Source organism: Mucilaginibacter sp., from assembly GCF_028287845.1.
Taxonomy (GTDB): Bacteria; Bacteroidota; Bacteroidia; order Sphingobacteriales; family Sphingobacteriaceae; genus Mucilaginibacter.
Map to the genome: position 1 here is coordinate 1 of NZ_JAQBOW010000019.1, position 4,423 is coordinate 4,423.

Consider the following 4,423-nt stretch of genomic DNA (forward strand, 5'->3'; position numbering starts at 1 on the left):
TTATTGGCGATAGTATACAGCGCTTCCAATCGGGCGACGTGGTGTTGCTGGGCGCCAATTTGCCGCATTACTGGCGCTTTGACGATGTATATTTTGAGGACGAAGCCAACAACCTTGCCGATGTAAGCGTGATACATTTTTGCGATAATTTTTGGGGCGATGCTTTTTTAAACCTGCCCGAAAACGCGGTGATCCGCAACATACTGCAAAGAGCAAAGCGGGGCATACAAGTTACCGGTGATGAAAAACAACAATTAGGCAAACTGGTAGAAACCATTGTACTAACCGAAGGGCCCAAAAAGATAATGCTGTTAATGGAGGCGCTGATGGAAATTGGCAGCTCTAAACAAACTAAAATAATATCATCCATAGGTTCGCGGAATGATTTTCATCAATCAGAAAACGACCGTATTAATGCCATTTATGATTACTCCATAGCCAATTTTAAACGCAAGATATCAATGGAAGAAATGGCCGCCGTTGCTAATATCAGCCCTAATTCTTTCTGCCGATATTTTAAATCAAGAACGCGTAAAACCTACAGTCAGTTTATTAACGAGATACGGGTGGGCCATGCCTGCAAGCTTTTGATAGAGAACAAAATAAACGTAAAACAAATTTGCTACGAAAGCGGCTTTTATAATTTTGCCAGTTTTCATAAATATTTTAAAAGCATTACGGGCAAGAGTCCGTTGAGTTATCAGAAGGCGGTTTTTAATTAAAAAAAAAGCCTCTATATTAGGAGCACGACATTTTAATTAATATTTAAACACGTGATCAATATACAAAGCCTGCAAAATCGGATCTACGAAATAAGAGGAGAGCGGATAATGCTCGATATGGACCTTGCACTCCTTTATGAAGTGGAAACAAGGGTGCTAAACCAGGCGATAAAGCGCAATATTAAACGCTTTCCTGAAGACTTTATGTTTCAACTCACTAAAACAGAATTTGAAAATATAAAATTCAATATGGGGACCTCAAGGCATGGCATGTCATCACAAATTGTGATGACATACTCAAATAAACGGCCAAATGCTGCCTTACCCTATGCGTTTACCGAACAAGGTGTTGCCATGTTAAGCGGTATATTAAACAGTGATACCGCTATAAACATGAACATTGCTATTATGAGGGCGTTTGTGGCAATACGGCGGCTTATGCTACAGCAAATGGACCTAAAAGAGCAGTTGCAGGAAATAAAAGAAAGGCTGGGCGAACATGATGCACAACTAAACCATATTTATGATGCTATGGAAAATTTACTTGACGAAAAAACGGCCCAAAGAAAATGGGATGAGAGAGATAGAATAGGGTTTAAGAAATAGCCGTTACAATTTTAAACTTGTTTACATTCTGTCTTACTCGTTTTTCTTCGCTTCTTCCTCTTCATTTTTATACTGCAGCCGTTCTAAGTTCACGTCAACCTTTATCAGGGCAAACAGGGCCATGTAAATATTAGCTATCCATACTATAGAGAACGCTGCCAAAATATATCCCCGCCAATCGTCAAGTAAAAATTTATAACCGGTAAATATTAACATCAGTACGGTTACGTAATGGCTAAAGCAATATTCGCAGGTAAAGAGGTAAAAAAATTTGCGACCCATTATGGTTTTACGGCGGGTACTTTGTTTAAGGCAATATTCGCGGGGTTCTTTAAATACTTCTTCGTGTGTAACCGTCCAGGCAATACAGGCAACCGGAATAGCCAATAAAAAAAGCCAGGCAACCTGGATGTGGAGCTCCATCATAAAAATAATTTCAACTTATGCATTACAATCCAAATAGGATAAGGTTTTAGTATGGCTATTGGAAAGAAGCGGGGGGTATTATTCTGAAAAGACAGCATACAGATTTACATCAATAGTATTGGCGGGTCCAGGGTCGCAAAGCTTGTTTCACAGTTTCAAAATCTTGTTTCATCACTTTAAAAATTGACAATCTGCAATTATTTGATTATCAGCAATAAAACTAAAAATCACACATAAAAAACCTGACGAATAAGTTGTTACATTTTGTTACATCACTTTTTCACAATTACCTCATAAACAATATTTTAAGTAAAAATCTTGTTTCACTTGTTACATTTTGTTTCATTATTTTGTGAAACAAACATCACTGTTATACCTTCTTACTCCTGTTTAAATACGCCATCGCTTCTTTAGCCACCACCTGCCCCGAAATTATTGCAGGTGGCACACCCGGGCCCGGTACGGTTAGTTGCCCGGTATAAAGCAGGTTTTGAACATGCTTGTTACGCATGGCGGGTTTAAAAAAGGCGGTTTGGGTTAGTGTATTGGCCAGTCCGTATGCATTGCCTTTAAACGAATGATAATCAGCTTTAAAATTATTTAGGGCATAGCTTCTTTTAACTACAATTGCATCGCGGATGCTTTGCCCGGTAATAGCTTCAAAGCGCCCCAGCATCAGTTCAAAGTATTGTTCTCTAATATTGTCATTATCCGCTAATCCCGGTGCAACAGGCATCAGGAAGAACAGGTTCTCGCAACCATCGGGCGCTACGGTATTATCAGTTTTTGATGCACAGCAAACATAAAACAACGGCTTATCCGGCCATTGGGGACTGGTGTAAATATCCTTAGCGTGCTGCTCAAAATCCTCGTCAAAAAATAAATTGTGGTGCTGTATGCCTTCTGCTTTTTTGTTAAGGCCGATATAAAACAACAGACTTGACGGCGACATCACCCGGCTATCCCAATACTTTTTGGAGTAGTTGCGGTAAGGTTCGTCCAATAAATGCTGATCTACGTGCTCATAATCGGCACCGGCAATAACCATATCGGCTTGTATATTGCCTTTATGGGTTATAATGTTGCTAGCCTGCTTATTGGCAACCTCAATTTTGGTTACTTCTGTATCCAGTTTAATTTCTACCCCCAAACCTTCGGCAAGCTTAACCATGGCTTTTACAATTTCATTCATCCCGCCCATAGGGTACCAGGTGCCTAAAACCAGGTCGGCATAGTTCATCATACTATACATGGCAGGCGTATCTTGTGGGGTAGCCCCCAAAAACAGAACAGGGAACTCTAATAATTGAATAAGTTTAGGATTTTTAAAATACTTACGCACGTGCTTGCTCATACTGCTTAACAGCTGCATGCTCAGACTTTTTTTTATGAGATTTAAATCAACAAACTCTGTAATAGAATGTGATGGGCGAAACACATATTCGCCCATACCTATCTTGTATTTGTATGCGGCCTGCTTTAAAAATTCTGCTAATTGAATACTGCTGCCCGGCTCTATGCTTTCAAAAAGTTTGGAGAGTTCGGGTCTATCCGCAGGCACATCAATCAAATCATCTTTACCATAATAAATACGATAGCCGGGATCGAGCCTTTTCAGTTCATAAAAGTCGGACGGCTTTTTACCGAACAGGGCAAAAAAATTCTCAAAAACATCGGGCATCCAATACCAGCTTGGGCCCATATCAAACCGGAACCCATCCTGCTGCCATACCCCTGCCCTTCCGCCCGGTTGTTTGTTTTTTTCGAGGATGGTAACCCGGTATCCTGCCTTAGCCAATACACACGCTGCAGACAGGCCGGCAAAGCCACTGCCAATTACAACTATATGTTTTAACTTATTCATAAATTTTGTAGCCGAAAGTAAGCAAATTGTTTTGCGGGCGCATTGATTTATGTACTTTTGAAGCCAAGCGCATGGCTAAGATGGATCTGTATGATGAAGCCTGTTTTGAATGCAGTAAATTAATAACCACTAAGTACAGCACTTCATTCAGCAAAGGTATTAAAGCATTTAATAGGCAATTCAGGTACCCTGTTTATGCTATTTATGGTTTTGTACGCTATGCAGATGAAATTGTAGACACTTTTCATAACCATGATAAGACCCGTCTCATCAGCGATTTTAAAGAGGAAACTTTTAAAGCCATCAACCAAAAAATAAGCCTTAACCCGGTTTTGCATTCTTTTCAAATTGTGGTGAACCAATACGGTATAGACAGCCAGTTGATAGAAGAATTTTTACGGTCGATGGAAATGGACCTTGACCATAAGGTTTATGACGATGCTGGTTATCAAACGTATATCCATGGCTCGGCAGGTGTTATTGGCTTAATGTGCCTGCAGGTTTTTTGCGGGGGTGATAAAGAGTTATATCAACAATTAATGCCTATGGCGCTAAGTTTGGGGTCGGCTTTCCAGAAGATCAATTTTTTGCGGGATATAAAATCTGATTATGAAGATCGCGGCCGCACTTATTTTCCCGGTGTTGATTTTAAAAATTTTACCCAACAGGATAAACAACATATTGAAGCCGATATACAACATGATTTTGACGAAGGTTATAAAGGGATAATGCTTTTGCCCAAAGGTGTGCGGCTTGGAGTTTATGTTGCCTATTGCTATTATTTGCAGTTGTTTAAAAAGATAGC

Annotated in this window: 5 protein-coding genes; 3 read left to right on the top strand and 2 right to left on the bottom strand. The window is 39.9% G+C overall.

All coding sequences use genetic code 11. The annotated features are described in order from the left end of the window. Positions 1–722 (top strand): helix-turn-helix transcriptional regulator (locus JWP71_RS01735; RefSeq protein WP_299496411.1); only part of this gene is annotated, 722 nt, incomplete at its 5' end. Between the two features lie 51 nt (positions 723–773). Beyond that, complete coding sequence (locus JWP71_RS01740) at positions 774–1,328, top strand: ORF6N domain-containing protein (protein WP_299496413.1); 555 nt, start codon at positions 774–776, stop codon at positions 1,326–1,328. Positions 1,329–1,361: 33 nt separating this feature from the next. Here the strand turns inward: JWP71_RS01740 and JWP71_RS01745 are convergent, their stop codons facing one another. Then, on the bottom strand, positions 1,362–1,754 hold the full coding sequence (locus tag JWP71_RS01745; RefSeq protein WP_299496415.1) for a hypothetical protein: 393 nt from the start codon (positions 1,752–1,754) through the stop codon (positions 1,362–1,364). A 370-nt stretch (positions 1,755–2,124) separates the two neighbouring features. Next, complete coding sequence (crtI, locus tag JWP71_RS01750) at positions 2,125–3,618, bottom strand: phytoene desaturase family protein (protein ID WP_299496417.1); 1,494 nt, start codon at positions 3,616–3,618, stop codon at positions 2,125–2,127. Between the two features lie 71 nt (positions 3,619–3,689). Here crtI and JWP71_RS01755 point away from each other — a divergent pair. Next, a partial coding sequence (locus JWP71_RS01755) for a phytoene/squalene synthase family protein (RefSeq protein WP_299496420.1) occupies positions 3,690–4,423 on the top strand: 734 nt, incomplete at its 3' end.

Excerpts from the sequence above, each read along its gene's own strand:
- crtI (WP_299496417.1), bottom strand. The coding sequence starts at position 3,618 with ATGAATAAGTTAAAACATATAGTTGTAATTGGCAGTGGCTTTGCCGGC.
- JWP71_RS01745 (WP_299496415.1), bottom strand. The coding sequence starts at position 1,754 with ATGATGGAGCTCCACATCCAGGTTGCCTGGCTTTTTTTATTGGCTATT.